The sequence below is a fragment of the Aphanothece hegewaldii CCALA 016 genome, from assembly GCF_003007785.1.
Lineage (GTDB): Bacteria > Cyanobacteriota > Cyanobacteriia > Cyanobacteriales > Microcystaceae > Chroococcus > Chroococcus hegewaldii.
Window position 1 is genome coordinate 113,760 of sequence record NZ_PXOH01000008.1, and the last position, 19,357, is coordinate 133,116.

The 19,357-nt window shown below is 39.1% G+C and carries 22 protein-coding genes; 5 read left to right on the top strand and 17 right to left on the bottom strand.

Going from position 1 to position 19,357, the window contains the following annotated elements; genetic code table 11:
* Positions 1-239: 239 nt before the first annotated feature.
* Positions 240-1,496, top strand: coding sequence for a DUF3747 domain-containing protein (locus tag C7H19_RS10095; RefSeq protein ID WP_106456749.1), 1,257 nt, complete (start codon positions 240-242; stop codon positions 1,494-1,496).
* A gap of 237 nt (positions 1,497-1,733) precedes the next feature.
* Here the strand turns inward: C7H19_RS10095 and C7H19_RS10100 are convergent, their stop codons facing one another.
* The 3 genes from C7H19_RS10100 to C7H19_RS10110 all read right to left on the bottom strand — a co-directional run bounded on the left by C7H19_RS10100 (position 1,734) and on the right by C7H19_RS10110 (position 4,395).
* Complete coding sequence (locus tag C7H19_RS10100) at positions 1,734-2,381, bottom strand: HAD family hydrolase (RefSeq protein ID WP_106456750.1); 648 nt, start codon at positions 2,379-2,381, stop codon at positions 1,734-1,736.
* 83 nt (positions 2,382-2,464) lie between these two features.
* Entirely contained in the window at positions 2,465-3,901 is a 1,437-nt protein-coding gene (gene lpdA / locus C7H19_RS10105) for a dihydrolipoyl dehydrogenase (protein ID WP_106456751.1), read from the bottom strand.
* 65 nt (positions 3,902-3,966) lie between these two features.
* Complete coding sequence (locus tag C7H19_RS10110; protein ID WP_106456752.1) at positions 3,967-4,395, bottom strand: hypothetical protein; 429 nt, start codon at positions 4,393-4,395, stop codon at positions 3,967-3,969.
* Between the two features lie 661 nt (positions 4,396-5,056).
* Between C7H19_RS10110 and petB the strand changes: the two genes are divergently transcribed.
* Positions 5,057-5,725 (top strand): cytochrome b6, encoded by a 669-nt coding sequence (gene petB, locus C7H19_RS10115; protein ID WP_106456753.1) that lies wholly within the window; start codon positions 5,057-5,059, stop codon positions 5,723-5,725.
* A 121-nt stretch (positions 5,726-5,846) separates the two neighbouring features.
* A complete protein-coding gene (petD, locus tag C7H19_RS10120; RefSeq protein WP_106456754.1) occupies positions 5,847-6,329 on the top strand; it encodes a cytochrome b6-f complex subunit IV in 483 nt (160 codons plus the stop codon).
* A gap of 52 nt (positions 6,330-6,381) precedes the next feature.
* Here the strand turns inward: petD and C7H19_RS10125 are convergent, their stop codons facing one another.
* The 3 genes from C7H19_RS10125 to thrC all read right to left on the bottom strand — a co-directional run bounded on the left by C7H19_RS10125 (position 6,382) and on the right by thrC (position 9,428).
* Positions 6,382-7,746: an AAA-like domain-containing protein gene (locus C7H19_RS10125; protein WP_106456755.1), complete on the bottom strand. Its 1,365-nt coding sequence runs from the start codon at positions 7,744-7,746 to the stop codon at positions 6,382-6,384.
* Between the two features lie 20 nt (positions 7,747-7,766).
* Positions 7,767-8,042, bottom strand: coding sequence for a MoaD/ThiS family protein (locus C7H19_RS10130; RefSeq protein WP_106456756.1), 276 nt, complete (start codon positions 8,040-8,042; stop codon positions 7,767-7,769).
* Positions 8,043-8,123: 81 nt separating this feature from the next.
* Positions 8,124-9,428 (bottom strand): threonine synthase, encoded by a 1,305-nt coding sequence (gene thrC, locus C7H19_RS10135; RefSeq protein WP_106456757.1) that lies wholly within the window; start codon positions 9,426-9,428, stop codon positions 8,124-8,126.
* 190 nt (positions 9,429-9,618) lie between these two features.
* Here thrC and C7H19_RS10140 point away from each other — a divergent pair, with 190 nt between their 5' ends.
* Complete coding sequence (locus C7H19_RS10140) at positions 9,619-10,032, top strand: nucleotidyltransferase family protein (protein ID WP_106456758.1); 414 nt, start codon at positions 9,619-9,621, stop codon at positions 10,030-10,032.
* An 8-nt stretch (positions 10,033-10,040) separates the two neighbouring features.
* On the opposite strand, the gene C7H19_RS10145 is transcribed toward C7H19_RS10140, so the two are convergent.
* The 6 genes from C7H19_RS10145 to C7H19_RS10170 form a co-directional block, all read right to left on the bottom strand.
* Positions 10,041-10,343 carry an antibiotic biosynthesis monooxygenase family protein gene (locus C7H19_RS10145; protein ID WP_106456759.1) on the bottom strand — a complete coding sequence of 101 codons (303 nt, stop codon included), beginning with the start codon at positions 10,341-10,343 and terminating at the stop codon, positions 10,041-10,043.
* An 85-nt stretch (positions 10,344-10,428) separates the two neighbouring features.
* Positions 10,429-11,211 carry an energy-coupling factor ABC transporter ATP-binding protein gene (locus tag C7H19_RS10150; protein WP_106456760.1) on the bottom strand — a complete coding sequence of 261 codons (783 nt, stop codon included), beginning with the start codon at positions 11,209-11,211 and terminating at the stop codon, positions 10,429-10,431.
* 3 nt (positions 11,212-11,214) lie between these two features.
* Positions 11,215-11,988 carry a cobalt ECF transporter T component CbiQ gene (cbiQ, locus tag C7H19_RS10155; RefSeq protein WP_106456761.1) on the bottom strand — a complete coding sequence of 258 codons (774 nt, stop codon included), beginning with the start codon at positions 11,986-11,988 and terminating at the stop codon, positions 11,215-11,217.
* Between the two features lie 4 nt (positions 11,989-11,992).
* Positions 11,993-12,328: a PDGLE domain-containing protein gene (locus C7H19_RS10160; RefSeq protein ID WP_106456762.1), complete on the bottom strand. Its 336-nt coding sequence runs from the start codon at positions 12,326-12,328 to the stop codon at positions 11,993-11,995.
* An 18-nt stretch (positions 12,329-12,346) separates the two neighbouring features.
* Entirely contained in the window at positions 12,347-13,084 is a 738-nt protein-coding gene (locus tag C7H19_RS10165; protein ID WP_106456763.1) for an energy-coupling factor ABC transporter permease, read from the bottom strand.
* 203 nt (positions 13,085-13,287) lie between these two features.
* Positions 13,288-13,776, bottom strand: coding sequence for a DUF2127 domain-containing protein (locus C7H19_RS10170; protein WP_106456764.1), 489 nt, complete (start codon positions 13,774-13,776; stop codon positions 13,288-13,290).
* Positions 13,777-14,072: 296 nt separating this feature from the next.
* Here C7H19_RS10170 and C7H19_RS10175 point away from each other — a divergent pair, with 296 nt between their 5' ends.
* Complete coding sequence (locus tag C7H19_RS10175; protein ID WP_106456765.1) at positions 14,073-14,969, top strand: alpha/beta fold hydrolase; 897 nt, start codon at positions 14,073-14,075, stop codon at positions 14,967-14,969.
* 53 nt (positions 14,970-15,022) lie between these two features.
* On the opposite strand, the gene C7H19_RS10180 is transcribed toward C7H19_RS10175, so the two are convergent.
* The 5 genes from C7H19_RS10180 to C7H19_RS10200 all read right to left on the bottom strand — a co-directional run bounded on the left by C7H19_RS10180 (position 15,023) and on the right by C7H19_RS10200 (position 19,352).
* Positions 15,023-15,472: a cupin domain-containing protein gene (locus C7H19_RS10180; protein ID WP_106456766.1), complete on the bottom strand. Its 450-nt coding sequence runs from the start codon at positions 15,470-15,472 to the stop codon at positions 15,023-15,025.
* A gap of 101 nt (positions 15,473-15,573) precedes the next feature.
* On the bottom strand, positions 15,574-17,163 hold the full coding sequence (locus tag C7H19_RS10185) for a 2-isopropylmalate synthase (protein WP_106456767.1): 1,590 nt from the start codon (positions 17,161-17,163) through the stop codon (positions 15,574-15,576).
* Positions 17,164-17,252: 89 nt separating this feature from the next.
* Positions 17,253-17,795 carry a LabA-like NYN domain-containing protein gene (locus C7H19_RS10190; protein ID WP_106456768.1) on the bottom strand — a complete coding sequence of 181 codons (543 nt, stop codon included), beginning with the start codon at positions 17,793-17,795 and terminating at the stop codon, positions 17,253-17,255.
* A 290-nt stretch (positions 17,796-18,085) separates the two neighbouring features.
* Complete coding sequence (locus C7H19_RS10195; RefSeq protein ID WP_106456769.1) at positions 18,086-18,919, bottom strand: sulfurtransferase; 834 nt, start codon at positions 18,917-18,919, stop codon at positions 18,086-18,088.
* Positions 18,912-19,352: an ATP-binding protein gene (locus C7H19_RS10200; RefSeq protein WP_181280574.1), complete on the bottom strand. Its 441-nt coding sequence runs from the start codon at positions 19,350-19,352 to the stop codon at positions 18,912-18,914. Before C7H19_RS10200 ends, C7H19_RS10195 begins: the two co-directional genes overlap by 8 nt.
* Positions 19,353-19,357 lie beyond the last annotated feature (5 nt).

Consider the following 19,357-nt stretch of genomic DNA (forward strand, 5'->3'; position numbering starts at 1 on the left):
GCGAGCTTTTTTGAAAACTACATTGAGTTTTCAACAATTGATGTCATATTAATTAACCTAACAATTTCATTGATCAGAGTTGGTAGATCTAAAGGCTGAAATACTTTTACCTATAAAGAAAGACTTTAGATTGTCAGCTTATACATCGGAACCTGTGACCTTATGCTAGGGTCAAAGAATTGCAGTGTCTAGCAATTTTATGCCTACACCGATAAAAATATTTGACTATACGAGATCATATGAAACTTAGGAACTCTCTCCACCTAGCAGCCTTATTTACCTTTACAGTATCTTCTATTGCTCCTTGTATTCCGACTCAAGCGCAAGGTACAACTTTTGAAGAACAAGAAGTCGAGCAAACACAAGTTATTGCGATCGCTCGTCCTTTTGGTGATAATAAGTATGATTTACTGGTTATTGAGCAAATACCCGAAAAACAACAGTGTTGGAGTGAAACGGGTACCGCTCCCGCAATTGTTGACCCACTTTTGCTGAATTTCGACTTTACAGGAATCTGCCGACGTGCTACCGATAGTAATGGATACTCGATTCGTTTGGATGGTCAAGATTTAGGTCTAAGCTACATCCTGAGACTCGTTGAGCGCAATGGTGAGTTATTACTTGTTGGAACGCCCCGTATTCCTAATATGCCAGAAATCGTTTTAGGTCGCACGAGAGGAGTACAGCGAAATTTTATGAAAGTCGTCTTAGATCCAGGCTGGAAGTTTTCTAAGCGAGCTTTTGGGGGTAAACAGGTGGGTCATTTCTATTTTAGTGGCAATAGCATCGAAATCGCCGCCGCATCGGGACAAATACCCCCTGTACCACCTTCTGATCCTGTTTCGGTAGCAAGTTTCAAAGATATCAATGATGATATTTATAAGTCGGAAATCGAAAAAGCCGTCGCTCTCGGTTTTGTTGCTGGTTTTAAGGAAGATAATACGTTCCGTCCCGAAATTCCTGTTACTAGAGAACAATTGGTATCAATTGCGATCGATGCGATGAATACAGTTGTTAAAATTGATTTAGAGGCGACTGCAACCAGTCCAAGTCCTTTTTCTGATGTTGCTGATGATCGATGGAGTGCCAAAAAAATTAAATGGGCGCAACAGAATAATATTGTAGCAGGAAAAGCGGCGGGACAGTTTCAACCCACTGACCCGATTACACGGGCGGAATTGATGGTTATTTTACGCAAAGTGAGCGAATATTTGAAGATGCAGACTACACAATCTGCTGAACTTGTTGCGAATAAACCACCGATGGCTTTTTCGGATATTTCAGGACATTGGGCGCAAAATATTATTACTCAAATGTCGAGTTTTTGTGGTGTTGCGTCTCCTCTCAATGAGCAAGGTGATGTTTTTGCACCGAATGAACCTGCTAACCGTAATTATGCTGCAGCCGCCATGATTAGAAGTTTAGATTGTGTGAAAGGAAACACACCAACTACACCGACTACGCCGACTACACCAATTACGCCAAATAGTCCCTAAAATGAACTGATAAAGTAATTATTAAGATTGCCAGTGAATAAATTCACTGTCTCATAGCCGAAGTCCTACGGGACTTACAAGCCGCGCCCACAGGTGGCGCGGACAGTCCCTCATTAAAATGGGCTAAAAACTAAATCTTTAGTCGGTTTCAACCGACTGTAGAGACGCGCCATGGCGCGTCTCTACGAGACAGGGATTTTAATCCCTGGCATACTGGCATACTGGCATACTGGCGGACTAATAAACCAACTGTTTTAACTTGAAATCGGTAAAATCTTGTATAAGCCATTTTGCGCCCGCTTTGAGTAAATCTTCTGCTGGGTGTGTCGATAAAACACCAATGGTTAAAATTCCTGCACCTACAGCCGATTTAATGCCCGATGGAGAATCTTCAAAAGCGATCGCATTTTCTTTCGCTATCCCCAATTTCTCTAATGTTATCTGATAGGGAATCGGATCGGGTTTAGCTTTTGGTAATTCTTCCCCTAAAACGACGACTGAAAAAGTGTCAGATAATCCTAAAGCATTTAACATAAAATCTGCATTTGCTTTCGGTGCATTGGTGACTAAAGCGAGTTGTAAGTTTTGATTTTTTGCCCAGTCTAAATACTCGACTAAACCGGGTAATGGTTTCATTAAATTGGTTGCTAATTCCCGAAAATAGCTTTCTTTTTCGTCTGCGAGTTTAATTGCTTCATCTGGTGAGAGTTGAGGTAAGATATCTTTGATAATCTGAGGATTATGTTTCCCCGAAATATGATAATCATAAAAATCTTGATCAATTTCTAAACCATATCGCTGTAATATTTCCTGCCAGCTTGAAAAATGTATTGGGTTCGTATCGGCTAAAGTTCCATCTAAGTCAAAAAGAAGGGCTGACAGCATAAAAGTTACAGGAGTTAGTTTACAGGTTATAGGGTACAGGGTTTAATTTAATTTGTCATGTTTCCCCGTACCCTCTTAGTAGCTTAGGCTGCGACGTCAGATTCGGCGCGTTTGAACGCTTCGTCTAACACTTCTGAAAGCGTCGGATGAGCATGAATATTAAATGATAAAGTTTGTACAGAACGACGTTGGGCGATCGCATTAGCGGCCTCTTGAATTAAATCTGACGCATGAATCCCAATAATATGTACTCCTAATAATTCTCCGGTATCTTTGCGATAAACGACTTTGGCCATTCCTTCGGTTTCCCCTTCGGCTAGAGCCTTGGAATTGCCTTTAAAATACGTTTTGGCGGTCGCTACTGCAAAACCTTCTTTTTCCCCTAATTCTCTGGCTTGGGGTTCTGTAAGCCCAACATAGCTAATCTCAGGATGGGTAAAGGCGGCGGCTGGTATACTCCGATAATCGATGGTTTTGTGACGACCGCAAATATTTTCGACGGCGATCACACCTTGTCCTGATGCGGCATGAGCTAACATCATTTTACCTGTAGCATCGCCCACCGCCCACAAATGGGGTATCGGTTCACCTTCTTTTAAAACTGCCATGCGATCGTCTACTGGAATAAAACCCCGTCTGTCGATGGTAACACCAACGTTTTCTAGTCCGAGATTTTTCGTCGCGGGAATGCGTCCTGTAGCTACTAAACAAGCATCAACTTCAATGGTATCAATAATTTCTTTGGTCTTCATATCAGCCAATTCAATAACCACAGGTGTACCGGGTTTCACGGTTTTGGCTAATACACCGACATGAGTTTCTATATCTCGTGGTTTAATTAAAATACGTTCGGCTAATTTTGAGATATCGGGATCAAAACCAGGCATGAGGGTGTCTAAAGCTTCAATCATGGTGACTTCAGATCCTAAAGCGGTGTAAATGTCAGAGAATTCTAACCCGATATAACCACTGCCAATAATTGCCACCCATTGGGGAACGCTTTCTAGTTTAACTGCTTCATCACTGGTAAATACTGTTTGATGATCGATTTCTATTCCTGGGGGTACGAAGGGAATTGATCCAGGACAAAGCATGATATTACAAGCAGTAATAATCTTTTCGCCACTATCACTCAGTACGCTGACTTTGTGAATGTCAATGACTTTACCCCAACCTTTGATCATATCGACATTGAGGCGTTTTAAACTATTGGTTAGATCACCACGTATTTTATTAACTAAGTTAGTGGCATGATTAGCGATCGCTCCTTCATCAAATCGAATATCTTTAACTTGAATCCCTAAACCATTAAGATGAGAAGTATCTTTTAATTCTCTGACTTTACCAGACGCGGCGAGTAGAGCTTTAGAAGGGATACAGCCTCGGTTGACGCAGGTTCCCCCCATGTCTTTCGCTTCAATGATAGCGGTTTTTAGTCCACATTTGACGGCGTGTAATGCTGCACCATGACCCCCCACGCCAGCCCCTATAATGACTAAATCGTAATCAAACTCACTCATATTGTCTCCTAATATTTTTCTTTCGATTATTTATTGTAATGGTTCGTTGATGGTCACTCTTTATTTTATTTTTCGCCACAATAGCTATTAATTTTCTCGCCGACTTCCCGTTCTAATTGTCCTGCTTTTTTGACTTTTTCTTGGGCTGATTTAGCGGCTAGACGATCTTTGGTTTCCCAGACTTTAATAATTTCTCGTGTGGCTGTGGCATAGTCGAGATAGACTTGAGCAAATAATGCTTTATAATTTTTCAGTTGGTCATCATTTACTTTTAAGTCTTTCATTTCGTCGGCAGCTTGTTCAATTTTATCAGCCGCTAAAAGCCATGTTTTTTTATCGACTTCTTGACCACTTTTTGTTAAAGATTGTGTTTCTTTTTGAACTTCGTTAGCGATACGATAAATTTTCTGACACTGAAATGATTTTGTTTCGGTACAGCTTGTCAGTAAATAACCAAGGAAACTAATCGACAAAAAACGGATGACTAACTTCATTTTACCGAGTTTGAGCTAAATTAACTACTTTCTAAAAAATTTCCTGACAAATTGAATTTCATTGCTTGAAAAACATCTGTCTTTATTATTCTATCTCATTCCTAGAAAATAGACTGACTCGAAGATATTGTCAAACCTGACTAAAAATCTATATCTTCTCATACCAGATATTAATGACCAACAAAGCCAATCAAGAAAAGATTATATTTGATTTTTCATGTTTTCCTAAATAGATATTCTTTTAAATTCACCTTTAAAAATCTTTTTACCATAGTATTTTGTCTATTTTTGCTTGACTCAAAACTTTTTTATAATTTGGAAATTAGCGAAAAAGCAAGTTAAAATAGAATATATGTACCAAATAGCGACCCTCTCATGATCGACTTTGGCGGCAAATCGCCCATTACTAAAGGCAGAAAAGGAATTAGAGATCGAATCTTAAGAGTAACCCTATCCTTAAAGCTTAAAGCTATGTTACATTTCTTTAATGAGGGTGTACCTCACTTGACTCCCTGAAAAGCTATTTAGGCTTTCCAGAAGAGCAACGCTATAGTACCCTAAACAAATTCTGACTTGACGCTGATCCCGTTTGTCAGATAGCCTATAAGATTAGCCAAAAAATAGATCAATTCACCGAAATCTACAGCAACCTCTAGACTCAATGTTTACAAAACAAGCCACCGACTCTAAAGTCTATAAATGGTTTAATGATCGCTTAGAAATTGAAGCACTCTCTGAGGACATTTCTAGTAAGTATGTTCCACCCCATGTCAACATCTTCTACTGTTTGGGTGGTATTACGCTAGTTTGCTTCCTGATCCAGTTTGCGACTGGGTTTGCGATGACATTCTATTACAAACCCACCGTTGCTGAAGCTTTTACTTCTGTTCAATACATTATGGACGAAGTTAACTTCGGTTGGTTAATTCGTTCAGTCCATCGCTGGTCTGCTAGTATGATGGTTCTGATGATGATCCTGCACGTTTTCCGGGTTTACCTGACTGGTGGTTTCAAAAAACCTCGTGAGTTAACTTGGATTACTGGGGTTGTTTTAGCCGTTATTACCGTTACTTTCGGTGTAACAGGTTATTCCTTACCTTGGGATCAAGTGGGTTACTGGGCGGTTAAAATCGTTTCTGGTGTACCTGCTGCTATTCCCATTGTGGGCGATCAAGTTGTCGAACTGATGCGCGGTAGTGAAAGCGTCGGACAAGCAACTTTAACTCGTTTCTATAGTTTACACACCTTTGTTTTACCTTGGTCGATCGCAGTCTTTATGTTACTGCACTTCCTGATGATTCGTAAACAAGGTATTAGCGGCCCTCTCTAACTCTGGTTATCCATAAACAGTTAGATTGAGAAAAGTCTTGTAAGCTTTGAAACTAGCATTTGTTCGCTGATTACTTAAAACATTTGCTGATCCTGAATGCAACTAAGGAGAAATTTATCAGATGTCAACTTTAAAAAAGCCGGATCTCAGTGATCCCGCACTACGCGCCAAGTTAGCTCAAGGAATGGGTCATAATTATTATGGTGAACCCGCTTGGCCAAATGATTTACTTTATGTGTTCCCTGTTGTTATCTTGGGAACGATCGGTCTATGTGTTGGTTTAGCTGTTTTAGATCCCGCTATTATGGGTGAACCCGCTAACCCCTTTGCTACTCCTCTGGAGATTTTACCAGAGTGGTATCTTTATCCTGTTTTCCAAATTCTGCGAATTCTCCCCAATAAACTATTAGGAATTGCTTGTATGGCGGGTGTTCCTCTAGGTCTAATGTTGATTCCTTTTATTGAAAATGTCAACAAATTCCAGAACCCCTTCCGTCGTCCCATTGCGTCTGCTGCTTTCATTTTTGGAACTCTGTTTACGCTTTGGTTAGGCGCTGGTGCAACATTCCCTATTGATAAGTCTTTAACCCTTGGTTTGTTCTAAGGTTTGAAAAGATAATTTTTTGATGTCTACGAGGATTTTTCTTTCGTAGGCATTATTTTTTTACTCTAAATTGATCGCTAAAATAGCGACGATATAACTCACAACTGGGTTTAACTAAATCACTCCTAATGGTTACTAAACCCATTCCTTCTAACTTATAAGCTAAGATCGGTTCTAAATGTATTCCTGTGGGCGTTTCAATGACTTTCTGCATGGCTATCACTAAATCTGGTTGTTTTTGTAAGTTTTCCCAGTGATGTAGTAAATAAGCTGCATAAATACCGCCTTGAGTCGCCGCATCTCGTAAAATTTGTTCGCTAGTTAAATTACTTTGAGTCATTGCATCAAAAGCTAGTTTAACTAAATAGGGATGTCCGTCTACTAATTCGATTAAAGATTTAGCAAAATTTTGTATTGTTTCATTCTCTTTTATTCCATATTGTTGAGCAAACTGCATGATTTGTTCTAAATTAAATCCGAATAATCTAACTTGTCTGCCAACATTAAAAGGAGATTGATTGACATCTAACTGAATATATGCTTCGGTAGAATTGGCCAAAACTAAACGAAGATTTTGCCAAATTTCTATATTTTTCGCTTCTTCATGCCAATAGCGCAACATCGGCAAAAAATCTTTAGCTATTTCGGGATATTCAAAGACGCGATGTAGGTTATCTATCCCTAAAATTAAAGGTTTTCCCAGTTGTTCTAATAAATAGCTTTGAAAATACGTTTGACAACTGACTAAGCTACCAAATAATTCTTCATCCCAATACTCGTCTAATTCGGGTTTTAATCTCAGTTCTCTCGTAATATTTGCACAAAACCAGCGTAAAAATTTATCGAGGGTGACAAACATTGCGCTTTCTGCAACCTGCAAATTGAGATAAACGGTATGAAAATTAGAATTATCTCCATAACTAAGGATTTTTTTCAAGAGGGTTGTTTTACCTGTTTTTTCGGGGGCTTTGATGCGAAGTAAAGCACCTGGTTTGTGGATTTCTTGAAAACAATCTGTTTCTATGGGTGGTCTTTGAATATAAACTATTGAATCATTTAAGGTGGGTAAAGTAAGATGAACACTCTCTATATTTGTCGTTGCTGTTTGTCGCCACTCAACATATTTTATATCTCTAAACCATTCTCGCAAAATTTGGAACTTGCCAGGCCCTTTACTGCTAATTTCTAATTCTGGGCATCCGTTGGGCTTATCTTGAGAAAAATACTTATAAACTTCCGTCATTTGTTTTTTGTATGTCTCATGACTCGCCGCTTCTGCAAGTTCCCAAATTTCTTTATCAGACTTACGCCAATTTTCGTAAGCAAAACGAACTAGGAAAATTTCTTTTAATTTCCCATGTAGTTCATAGTCTTGAGCGATTTGTTTAAGAAATTCATCCCAGCCTTGCGGTTTCATTCTTTGTCCTAATTTTATTCTTAACCCCCTGCTACGGCGGGTACAATACTAACTTCATCGCCATCAGCTAAAGAAGTCTCAACGCCTTCTAAAAACCGAATATCTTCACTATTAACATAAAAATTCAAAAAGCGTCGGGGTTTTCCGTCTTCATCACACAAACGCGCTTTAATTCCTGGGCAATTTTGTTCTAGAGAATTGATTAAATCTCCGACCGTTGTCGCCGTACATTCAATAGTAGCTTGATCGTTGGTAAATTTTTGTAAAGGTGTGGGAATCAGAACTTTAACAGGCATATTTCGTTAATTGGGCTAAATGTGGACAGGATTAAGGTCTAGATCAGGGTTTGGAGACCGCACCCCTATAATTCATTCGGATTAGACTAAAACTTGTTGCCATTCGAGTCTTTCTAAGGTGCGAGAACGTTCTAAAGCACGCTCAAAGCTATCTAATTTGGGTTCGATGAGTAGGGGTTCACCGATGTAGCCTTGTACGGCTTCTTGGGTTTTTAAACCATTGCCGGTGATATAAACGACGGTGGTTTCATCGGGGTCAATTTTTTTGGCTTCTACCAATTTTTTCAAGACTGCGATCGTTGTTCCGCCTGCGGTTTCGGTAAAAATCCCTTCGGTTTCGGCGAGTAGCTTAATTCCTTCAATAATTTCTTTATCGGTTACTGATTCGATATTACCGCCTGTTTTTCTCGCTAGTTCTAGGGCATACACGCCATCAGCAGGATTCCCAATAGCGATCGATTTAGCGACTGTGTTGGGTTTAACGGGAGAAATAAAGTCACGACCTTCGCGGAATGCTTGGGCAATGGGTGAGCATCCTTCTGCTTGTGCGCCACTGAAACGAACGGGTTTATCTTCAACTAAGCCGACTTTGACGAATTCTTGGAAGCCTTTGTAAATCTTGGTGTAGAGTGAGCCAGAGGCTAGAGGTGCAACAATATGATCGGGGAGTTTCCAGCCGAGTTGTTCTGCGACTTCAAAACCTAGTGTTTTGGAACCTTCAGAATAATAAGCTCGTAAATTAATATTGACAAATCCCCACTCATGTGTATTGGCGACCTCGCAACAGAGACGATTCACTTGATCGTAGTTTCCTTTGACCGCCATCACGGTAGGATTGTAGATTAAGGTGCCGAGGATTTTTCCTGCTTCTAAATCTGCGGGAATGAACACACAACAATCTAAACCAGCATGGGCGGCGATCGCTGCGGTAGAATTAGCTAAGTTTCCGGTACTGGCACAAGATACGGTGGTAAACCCAAGTTCTTTAGCGCGAGTCAAAGCAACGGAGACAACCCGATCCTTAAAGCTTAAGGTGGGCATATTGACGGCATCATTTTTAAGATAGAGATTTTTTAGACCCAAACGACGCGCTAAACGATTGGATTTTACTAAGGGAGTCATTCCCGTACCGACATCAATGGGATTTTCACTTTCTACGGGTAAGAAAGCGCGATAACGCCAAATGGAGTTAGGCCCTGCTTGGATACTTTCCCGACTGACTTGACGACGTATTAAATCATAGTCGTAGGCAACTTCTAAGGGTGCGAAGGTTTCTTCACAGATATTAATTGCTTTGAGGGGATATTCTCTACCACCCTCTTTAGAAACCAGTTTAGTAAAAGTGGGGGTGAAGGTAGAAGTTAAAGTATTGGTTGCCTGGGTCATCGTTTTTCTCTCTAGTCTTTTCCGTCAACTTGTTGAATGAATCTTATCACACCCTCAAAAAATACGTCAAACATATCCGACTATTTTTGTCGGGTATAATTTTATACAAAATAAATACATTTAAGAGGCTGAATTAAATAAGAGTGCTAACATTGGGGAATATATAACGCCACAGAAATAAGAATTAATAATGAATAACCCAGTTTTAAACTCTATCCTAGAAGAAATTAAGAAGTTATCATTTGATGAACAGTTATTGCTCTCAAAGCATTTAGAGCATTTAACCCAACATCAAGATCAATCAGTTATTTTTCGCAGTCGTTTAGCAGCTATTCAATCTCATAAGCCAGAAATTTTAAATATAGCTTCTCAGTATGGGATATCAAATATTAAAATTTTTTCATTGACTGAGGATGAAGGAGGAAGAAAAAATAATGAATTTGATTTTTTAGTTGATTTACAGTCCGAAAAAACCTTATTAGATTTAAGCGGTTTCATGATGGATTTACGAGACTTATTAAGTTTTCAAGTATTTGTTTTCACTAAAGATAGCTTAAAAGAAGTTTACCGTGATAAGATTTTGCAAAAAGCTATTAAACTATGATGAACGGCTCAGACTTCATTGCTTACAATCATTTTGTAATGTTCAACTGTCGGAAATGGCTCGTAAAAATGGTGTAACATCTGGCACCATTTCTGATACTCTGGTGATTGTCGGAAACCAATCGTGTGGTCTTCCAGTTTCATCCAACGGACTAGCAAGAGGTATTGGTTTTCAACTTCCAAACATTGCTGTAGCTCATGGCTAAGGTAGCCTGGCATTGAGGAAATAATTGATGATGCTGTCGCAAAGGCTGCTTCAAATTCAGCAGATATTTCAGGTTTAACCTTGAGGATTGCAACTTCTAAAATCATGTTTTGGTTTGCAGTTTTCCACTTGTATTAAGCTTGAATCAATGAGTACAAAAGCAAAACTTAAATAATGTTACATTTAAGTTTATCAATGGTGAAGATTAACTAAAGGTGCATCTTGAACCAAACAATAGGGACGGCTATAACAAAGGGGGGTTTCTAGGTAATGTTGTTCGAGAAATTCGATATTACTCAAAACTTGTTCGGTTGGCCCATCTTTAACCACTTGTCCCCGACTGAGAATAATAGTACGATCGCATAAATCTAAAGCCAGATCAAGATCATGTGTCGCAATGACTTGTGTTTGAGGTAAAGTTTGCATCAGTTGGATGAGTTGACGACGGGAACGAGGATCGAGTTGGGCGGTGGGTTCATCGAAGACTAATACTTGGGGTTGCATGGCTAATACACCTGCGATCGCTACTCGTTTTTTTTCCCCACCTGAGAGATTATTACTATTACGATGGCGATAAACTTCTGGTTCTATTCCGACCGCATACATGGCATGATAACAACGATGGGCTAGTTCCTCGCCTTTGATTCCTTGATTCATTGGGCCGAAAGTTATATCTTCCCACACTGTCGGCATAAATAGCTGGTCATCTGGATTTTGAAACACCAAACCGACGAAATTGCGAATATCTTTTAAATATTCAGATTGTACGGAATATTGTCCAATTTTAATTGTTCCTTGTTGGGGAAGTAAAATACCGTTAAGATGCTGTAATAAAGTCGATTTCCCCGAACCATTTGCACCTACTAATGCTACTCGTTCCGTTGCCCTAATTGATAAATTAAGGCCTTTGAGGGCTTCTGTACCATCAGGATAGGTGTAAAAAAGATTTTCAATATCAATCGGATTATGGTGCATGAATTAGCGTAAGTAAATAAACTGTCCCAACAAAATAATAATAAATGTTAAAACAATTGACAAATAATCAATTTTGCCCACTTGCTCGACTTGGGTAACAGGCAGTAATCCCGTGTAGCCACGTGCTAACATAGCTTGATGAATGCGATCGCCTCGTTCATAAGTCCGAATAAACAGCGATCCGATCATATTACCCACCACTAGACGTTGCCATTGCTTACTTGCCATCAAATTTCGTGATAATGCTGCCCGTCGCATCGAATCAAATTCATCGATTAAAACCGCAATATAACGATACATTGAAGATAAAATGGCGACTAATAGAGGAGGAACCCGTAAAGCAGCCAAAGCGTGTAATAAAGACGGAATAGAAGTCGTCAGAATTAGTATATTGAGCATGAGTAGTGAAAGAAAAGATTTAAGGGCAACACTACCTAATACATTTAACCCGGCTGTGGTAATTTGTAGCCATCCCCAAGACCAAAGAACCGTACCGCCCTCTCGAAATAGTGTTCCCAGTAATACTGTACCAATGAAAGTAAATTCGACGGCCACTCGACGCAACAACACCAGTAAAGTAACCTGAGAAAGTAATATTAAAATCACTAAGCCAAAACCATAAATCGCCCATGTCAACCATTGTCCATTAGGGGTTAAGGCATTGGCAAAAACAAAAAGAAACGCACAAAAAACACGGGTCCGGGGGGCGAGTTGATGCCATAGTGTGAACCGTTTGCTATCGACATCTAATTTAAATGCGCCAATATGAAGTAACATCGCCTTATTCTAATGGATTTTGGGAAGAATCGGACGAATCTGAACGGCGTACCGCGAGTTGTCCAATACCCCAAGCAATACCAAAAGTAGCAAGCGTTCCCACTAAACCAGCTAGAGGGGTGGCGACTCCTTCAGGAACACCTTTTAGGGCATAACCATCAAAAATGTTAGCAAAAGGTAGTTTTGTTGCGGGGGCTTCTGGATGTTCTTTATCTTTAAATTTCAAATCTTCTGAGACGCGATCTAAACCATCGGGATCGGAACTAGCAAAAGGAGACAGGAAAACAGCAATGAGTAAAGCAATTGATAAACCAGTGAGGAAAAATGCACGATTTCTCATAATAAATTTATTTTTAGTCTAACGGGAAATATAAGAACGTGTCGAGTTTAGTGCTTGTCGAGGGGGATCGTAGAATAAATCAGGACGTGTGCGCCAAATATAGCTAACGGCAAAGAAAGTAATTAAGGCTTCGCCGATGCCGATTAAAATATGCCATGATAACATCGCAGTGATGGCAACATTAAGAGGAACTGTATCCGATAAAGCCAGTTGAAACGCACAAACAAAGGACGCAACGACGACACTAACCCAAGCAGCGATAACCGTAGCAATAGCCATACCGCGCCAAGTATGAAAACCAACGGCTTTACGAATGGCTTTATAGAGATAATAACCGCCAAATGTGCCAATTAGACCCATATTAAAAATATTTGCCCCCAAAACCGTTAAACCGCCATCTTGGAACAAAACGCTTTGGACAATAAAAACCACCGTCATGACGAGAGTTCCCGCCCAGGGACCGAGTAAAACACCCGCTAAAGTTCCGCCTAATAAATGTCCTGAAGTCCCGCCAGGAATGGGAAAATTGATCATCTGCGCCGCAAAAATAAACGCCGCACAAACGCCCATTAATGGTACAGTTCTTTCTTTATATTGGGCTTGAACTTTTCCTAATGCTACCGCAATTAAAGCGATCGCAATGAGCCATGTTACTAGACTGACGGGTAAACTTAAAAACCCATCTGGAATATGCAGGGCTAGATAGGGTTGAATAACTTGGTTTATTATTTGAGCCAAAATGAGAGGATTACTCATCTAAAAGTCGTCTCCCAAATCCTAAATGAATGGAGGGTCAGCTTTAGATGATAAAGACAAATTCTCTAAATTTGCAATGCCCCAAGTATAGATTTTAGATGTTTTTCACCTTAAGATTTTCTATAATTTTTCAGCCTCAAGGATGTAGACTTAATAATGTTGTCTTACGGGATGGAGTTAAGAAATTATTAGAACGGCAATTTTCATGATTTTTTCATAATTTGTCTGGTTCGTGGCTCAATATGAGTATTGGTTTTGCGAAAGTAATAGATGAGATATAAGAAAATAGCGAGATTAATGAGTAAAATAATTAGCTTGAGTAAAGATGCTTCTCGGATTAATTCGTAGATTTCTAGAGGAATACCAATTCCCACCAAACCAATAACTAATAACTCTGCCCAAGGTTTTTCATACCATAACCCAATTGCTTCGATCGCTGTCACAATAGCATAAAGACTGGTGACAAGTCCAGTTATCTCTAACGTTTGTGGTTTAGTATTGGTAAGCTTATTAATTGTCCATTCGATAAAATATAATTTTTCTTCTACCATATAGGTTTCAGACAATTCTATTAACCATTGCTGTTTAAAAGAAATAAACAATAATCCGATCGCGGTTGCAGCGAGTAATAAAGCTGCTAAACTTTTATAAATAACGATCACTAGAATTCCTGGTGAGTGCTTTCCTTTCACTAAAACCTCAATTTTTTAGTCTGCTTAATAAAATTTTACCATTGTCGTCGATGGCTCTCTTTCTTTGATCTATTCAATTAACCAAAATCCATCAAGTGATATACATAATTAGTTGGATTTGTCAATAAAAAAACATAATAATATTCTCGAAATTGTATAGAGTAAAATATATAGTGATGGTTGTATGGATCAGTCGCTAGTATTAGTCAGTTTGAGCAAGGTCATTCACGGCAAAAAAAGTCAAGCTAACGGAAAAAACGCGATAATGATCGAGTAATAGCCTTTTGCCCTATTTTATGAAAACCATCATTAATACCTATTACTGGAACAATTATCGTTGTTCTTATACCTATAACACTAACGAGATCCTAACCGATGAACGTGTCGCATTAGTTTTGTTACATCCCATTGGTGTGGGTTTATCGGGGGTATTTTGGCATCGTTTTATTCACGCTTGGTTTAATCGTGGTTTGCCCTATCCTATTTATAACCCGGATTTACTCGGTTGTGGGTTGAGTGATATGCCACCTCTTGCTTATTATCCCGAAGATTGGGCGGCACAATTAAAGGATTTTATCGAAAATAATGTGAAAAAACCCGTTGTATTAGTGGTACAAGGAGCATTATTTCCCGTAGCCATTAAATTACTACAAAATTCACCCAATTGGATTAAAGGTGTCGTCTTGTCTGGCCCTCCTGCATGGCGTACAATGACGGAAGCCAGTAACCCTCTACAACAGAAATTAGTCTGGAATTTGTTTTTTAATTCTCTTGCAGGGAAAGCATTTTATCAGTATGCGCGTCGTCGGGAGTTTCTAAAATCTTTTTCGACACGTCAATTATTTGCCAAAGCTGAAGATGTTGATAATGAATGGTTAGATTTTTTAGAAAAAGGTGCGATGAATATCAATAGTCGCTATGCTGTATTTTCTTTTTTAGCAGGATTTTGGCGAGAAAACTACGGTGAGGCAATTACTTCTATTTCCCAACCGACTTTAGTGGTATTTGGTGAACAAGCTTCTAGTATAGGACGAGAGGGTAAAATAGAATCCCCCGATGAAAGATTAGAAAATTATTTACAACATCTTTCAAATGGACAAGGTGTTAAAATTTCAGGGCGTAATGTTCTTCCCTATGAGTCTACCGAAGAATTCGTGACTGTTGTCGAAAATTTCGTGAAAAGTCTTAGTTAATTAATATTAAATTTTGATGTTTTGAAATCAAATAACAATACACTCTCGTTTCTTCACTCACACAGATCATAGAGAACGACATTTTCTTGCTCGTTGGGATCATTGCGAGATACGAGCGCGTGAGCAGGTTCGGTATCACTTAGATTATAGGGCTGATGAGGAACACCGGGGGGAATAAAAATAAAGTCGCCCGCTTCGTTAATCACAGATTGTTTAAGTCCTTGTCCATAGCGGGTTTCTACGCGACCTTTAATTAAATAAATGGCTGTTTCGTAGTCACGATGAAAATGGGGTTTGGCAGTTCCACCAGGGGGAATAATAACCAAATTCATTGATATCCCTTTTGCACCTACCGTTGTTTTAGATATACCTACAAAATATGGCAAGTGTTGACGAGTCATGGTTTCAGAATCAGGACGTATTGTTACAATCTCTGTTAGATTCTGCTCCGATTTTTCTTCAGTGTAGGAATTATTAGAAAGCGAGTCTTTTTGTAATGTCATAAAATACCTTTCTACCTATTCTATCTACACTTCAATTCTAACATTCCAAAAACTTGAAGAGATGTAGAAACGCCGATTTCACGCCTCTACATCTATCTAATCTAGGCTTTTACGACTTGTTGCTCTTGTTGAAGAACGGCATACAGACGGTTTAGGGCAATTAGATAAGCTTTCGCAGATGCTACGATAATATCGGTATTTGCCGCGTGACCTGAGTAAATGCGGTTTTCGTGCTTGATACGGATGGTAACTTCTCCCATCGCATCTATGCCACCTGTGACCGATTTTACGGAAAATTCAATTAACTGGTTAGGAATATTGACAACGCGGTTAATTGCTTTATATACTGCATCGACGGGTCCAGTTCCAATGGCTGCATCGATTAATTCTTCGCCTTCTGCATTTCTGACGGTTACTGTGGCTGTCGGACGAGAATGATCACCACAGGACACCTGTACTAATTCTAGGCGAAAGACTTCGGGCGCGTTTTGAATTTCGTCATTAACGATCGCTTCTAAGTCCCAGTCGGTGATTTCTTTTTTCTTGTCTGCGACATCTTTAAAGCGCACAAAGGCTTTATTGAGGTCGGTTTCATTTAAATCAAAACCTAATTCTTTTAACCGAGACTGAAAGGCGTTGCGTCCGGAGAGTTTACCCAAGACAATTTGATTATTGGTCAAACCAATAGATTCAGCGTCCATGATCTCGTATGTTAGTTTATGCTTAAGTACGCCATCTTGATGTATTCCCGACTGATGGGCAAAAGCGTTAACACCGACGATCGCTTTATTTGGTTGTACCATCATTCCAGTGAGATTAGACACTAAACGAGAGGTTTTATAAATCTCTTTGGTGTTAATTCCGGTCAACGGTTCGGTTGATTCAGCAGGTCGGCCAAGAAATGGGTTAAAGTAGGAACGTCTAACATGAAGTGCCATCACCAGTTCTTCTAGTGCTGCATTTCCCGCCCGTTCACCGATGCCATTAATGGTACATTCTAACTGTCTTGCTCCATTTTTCACAGCTTCGAGGAAATTGGCTACAGCTAAACCTAGATCATTATGTCCATGTACTGAAATGATCGCTTGATCGATATTAGGGACGTTTTCTTTAATACCTCGAATGAGTGCGCCGAATTCTGCTGGGGTTGTGTAACCGACGGTATCGGGTATATTAACGGTGGTTGCTCCGGATGCGATCGCTCTTTCTAATACTTGATAAAGAAATTCTGGATCGCTTCTTCCTGCGTCTTCGGGGGAAAATTCCACATCATCGACAAAAGTTTTAGCGTAGGCTACCATGTCGGGAACGATGCTTAGAATATCTTGTCGCGTTTTTTTGAGTTTGTATTCTAAATGAATATCGGAAGTCGCCAAAAATGTATGTATTCTGGATTTAGCGGCTGGTTTTAGGGCTTCTGCTGCTTTAGTAATATCTTGACGTGTTGCTCTAGCTAAACCGCAAATAGTCGGCCCTGTTTCGCTACCTATCGCCTCGGCAATTTTTTGTACAGCGATAAAATCCCCAGAACTTGCATAGGGGAAACCCGCTTCAATGACATCTACTCCCAGTCGTGCCAGTGAACGAGCGATCGCTAATTTTTCATCTACATTTAAGGTTGCGCCTGGGGACTGTTCCCCATCTCGTAAGGTGGTGTCAAAGATGATAATTTTTTCAGGTTTCTGATTCATAGCTTGATCTACTCTTCACTTAAATTGATTGGGAGTTTTGTGATTTAAGTCTATTTAAAATTATACAATACATTTTTTTTTCTCAAAGATTATCCATCAACTTTTTCAATTGTGCCGCGAATATCGTTTAAATCGATGTAGCGATCGGTTACATTTCTCAATTCTCTTGCGATCATTCCTTCTGTTGAAACTACAGTAATATGAGTATTTTTTGATCTTAATAATTCGATCGCTCTTTCAAAGTCTCCATCTCCGCTAAACAGAATTACGCGATCATATTGTTCAACGGTATTAAACATATCGACGACGATTTCTATATCTAAGTTGGCTTTTTGAGAATAACGTCCTGAACTATCGTCATAATATTCTTTAAGTATTTTTGTTCTAACGGTGTAACCTAGGCTAATTAAGGCATCTCTAAAACCTCTTTGATCCTGAGAATCTTTTAAACCTGTGTACCAAAACGCATTGATTAAAGACACATAAGGATCATTAGTAAAATATTCTAAAACTCGTTTAGGATCAAAAAACCAGCCATTTTTCTGTTGAGCATAAAACATATTATTTCCATCAACAAAAATTGATAATCTATTTCTTGGATAAAAACAAGTACAATTATGAGAATTTGTCATAAAACACACAAATTGAATTTAATATATATAAATAATCTGAATTAAGGACAAAGATTCTCTCTCAAGAAAAGACAGAATCATTTGACCAAATAAGAATATTAGATAATGGATAATATAGCTTTTACCCAAAAAGTAAAAGACTTAATTATATTAGGAAGTCGGACGAGATAAGAGCTAATTTATTGGATTTAATAAGATACAAGATAGATAAACTCAGAAAAATTTTCCAAATTTAGTCTTGATTAAATTTATCCCTAAAGATAACAATTCTGTCAAGTCGTTTCTTATTTTTAGCTAGACGCGAGCAAATAAGAACACCAATCACTCCAACCACCTGGATACAGTTTGATATTCTGCCGTCTGGTGAGGGTTAAAGAGAAGATATTGACACAGGCTGTTACTCCAGAGCCACAATAAATAATCATTTCCTCTGTCGTTTGATAATTGTCCCACAAACGCTGTTGATCTTCTATAGGATGAAAATAACCCGATTCATCGATAACTTGATTCCAAGGCGAATTAACTGCCCCTTGAATATGTCCGGCAATGGGATCGATGGGTTCTCGTATTCCCGAATAGCGATCGCCTTCTCTCGAATCGACTAAAATAGCTGATGGTTTATCTTTTAAAGCTTTAACAGTATCATAATCGACAATCCAATCTGACTGAATCTGAGGAATAAACTGAGTCGGTATCGGAGTCGGTAAATCGTTGCTGATGGGGTTTCCTGCGGTTATCCAGCCTAGAAAACCGCCATCAAGTATGGAGACACGTTCATGTCCTAAATATCGTAATAACCACCAAAGACGAGCCGCAAAACAAGAACGATTTTCATCGTAAGCAATCACCCAAGTTTCACCCGATTTAATGCCGATTGAGCCTAATTTGGCTGCTAATTGTTCAGGATTTGGTAAGGGATGTCTACCGCCATGTTTAGCCACTGGAGCCGATAAATCCCGATTTAAGTCTAAAAAATAAGCCCCTTGAATATGATTTGTTAAATATTGTTGATAGCCCCAATTAGGATCAGCTAATTGAAAACGACAGTCAATAATAATTACAGATGGGTTGTCAAGTTGTTGAGCCAACCATTGAGAAGAAACAATAGGCGAAAAATCATTCATCGGTTAATTGAGAAGAGTTCAGATCGGAAAAAGGTTTGATAATTAATAAACAGTTGCGATTGTCTTCAGTACGAAGATAACTTAAATGAGTGGCAATTTTTTGTAAAATCGGTAATCCTTGTCCATGACCAGCAAAATGATCTAGGTTCTTGTGTTGATTAGCCAAGAAAGCATTAAGATCAAAAGGAGAACCATAATCCCAAATGCGAATTTCTAGTCCATCGTGTTCTAGGGTAATCTCGATTTCGATCGGAACCTCTCGCGGAAGATTTTTATGAGCATGGCGCACAGCATTAGTAAACCCCTCTGCTAAGGCGAGTTGACACTGTAACCAATCTTTTCTAGGTATCCAAGGTTGGTTGAGTTGGTCAAAATAGCCCAAAACTTGGTCTAATGCTTTTAGGTCGCTTTCTAGCTTAAAGAAAACTTTCAACTGTG

Excerpts from the sequence above, each read along its gene's own strand:
- C7H19_RS10130 (WP_106456756.1), bottom strand. The coding sequence starts at position 8,042 with ATGCCTGTTAAAGTTCTGATTCCCACACCTTTACAAAAATTTACCAAC.
- C7H19_RS10160 (WP_106456762.1), bottom strand. The coding sequence starts at position 12,328 with ATGAGAAATCGTGCATTTTTCCTCACTGGTTTATCAATTGCTTTACTC.
- C7H19_RS10125 (WP_106456755.1), bottom strand. The coding sequence starts at position 7,746 with ATGAAACCGCAAGGCTGGGATGAATTTCTTAAACAAATCGCTCAAGAC.
- C7H19_RS10095 (WP_106456749.1), top strand. The coding sequence starts at position 240 with ATGAAACTTAGGAACTCTCTCCACCTAGCAGCCTTATTTACCTTTACA.
- C7H19_RS10190 (WP_106456768.1), bottom strand. The coding sequence starts at position 17,795 with ATGACAAATTCTCATAATTGTACTTGTTTTTATCCAAGAAATAGATTA.
- C7H19_RS10185 (WP_106456767.1), bottom strand. The coding sequence starts at position 17,163 with ATGAATCAGAAACCTGAAAAAATTATCATCTTTGACACCACCTTACGA.
- C7H19_RS10175 (WP_106456765.1), top strand. The coding sequence starts at position 14,073 with ATGAAAACCATCATTAATACCTATTACTGGAACAATTATCGTTGTTCT.
- C7H19_RS10150 (WP_106456760.1), bottom strand. The coding sequence starts at position 11,211 with ATGCACCATAATCCGATTGATATTGAAAATCTTTTTTACACCTATCCT.
- petD (WP_106456754.1), top strand. The coding sequence starts at position 5,847 with ATGTCAACTTTAAAAAAGCCGGATCTCAGTGATCCCGCACTACGCGCC.
- C7H19_RS10140 (WP_106456758.1), top strand. The coding sequence starts at position 9,619 with ATGAATAACCCAGTTTTAAACTCTATCCTAGAAGAAATTAAGAAGTTA.
- lpdA (WP_106456751.1), bottom strand. The coding sequence starts at position 3,901 with ATGAGTGAGTTTGATTACGATTTAGTCATTATAGGGGCTGGCGTGGGG.
- C7H19_RS10180 (WP_106456766.1), bottom strand. The coding sequence starts at position 15,472 with ATGACATTACAAAAAGACTCGCTTTCTAATAATTCCTACACTGAAGAA.
- C7H19_RS10165 (WP_106456763.1), bottom strand. The coding sequence starts at position 13,084 with ATGAGTAATCCTCTCATTTTGGCTCAAATAATAAACCAAGTTATTCAA.
- C7H19_RS10100 (WP_106456750.1), bottom strand. The coding sequence starts at position 2,381 with ATGCTGTCAGCCCTTCTTTTTGACTTAGATGGAACTTTAGCCGATACG.
- C7H19_RS10110 (WP_106456752.1), bottom strand. The coding sequence starts at position 4,395 with ATGAAGTTAGTCATCCGTTTTTTGTCGATTAGTTTCCTTGGTTATTTA.
- cbiQ (WP_106456761.1), bottom strand. The coding sequence starts at position 11,988 with ATGTTACTTCATATTGGCGCATTTAAATTAGATGTCGATAGCAAACGG.
- thrC (WP_106456757.1), bottom strand. The coding sequence starts at position 9,428 with ATGACCCAGGCAACCAATACTTTAACTTCTACCTTCACCCCCACTTTT.
- petB (WP_106456753.1), top strand. The coding sequence starts at position 5,057 with ATGTTTACAAAACAAGCCACCGACTCTAAAGTCTATAAATGGTTTAAT.
- C7H19_RS10195 (WP_106456769.1), bottom strand. The coding sequence starts at position 18,919 with ATGAATGATTTTTCGCCTATTGTTTCTTCTCAATGGTTGGCTCAACAA.
- C7H19_RS10145 (WP_106456759.1), bottom strand. The coding sequence starts at position 10,343 with ATGATTTTAGAAGTTGCAATCCTCAAGGTTAAACCTGAAATATCTGCT.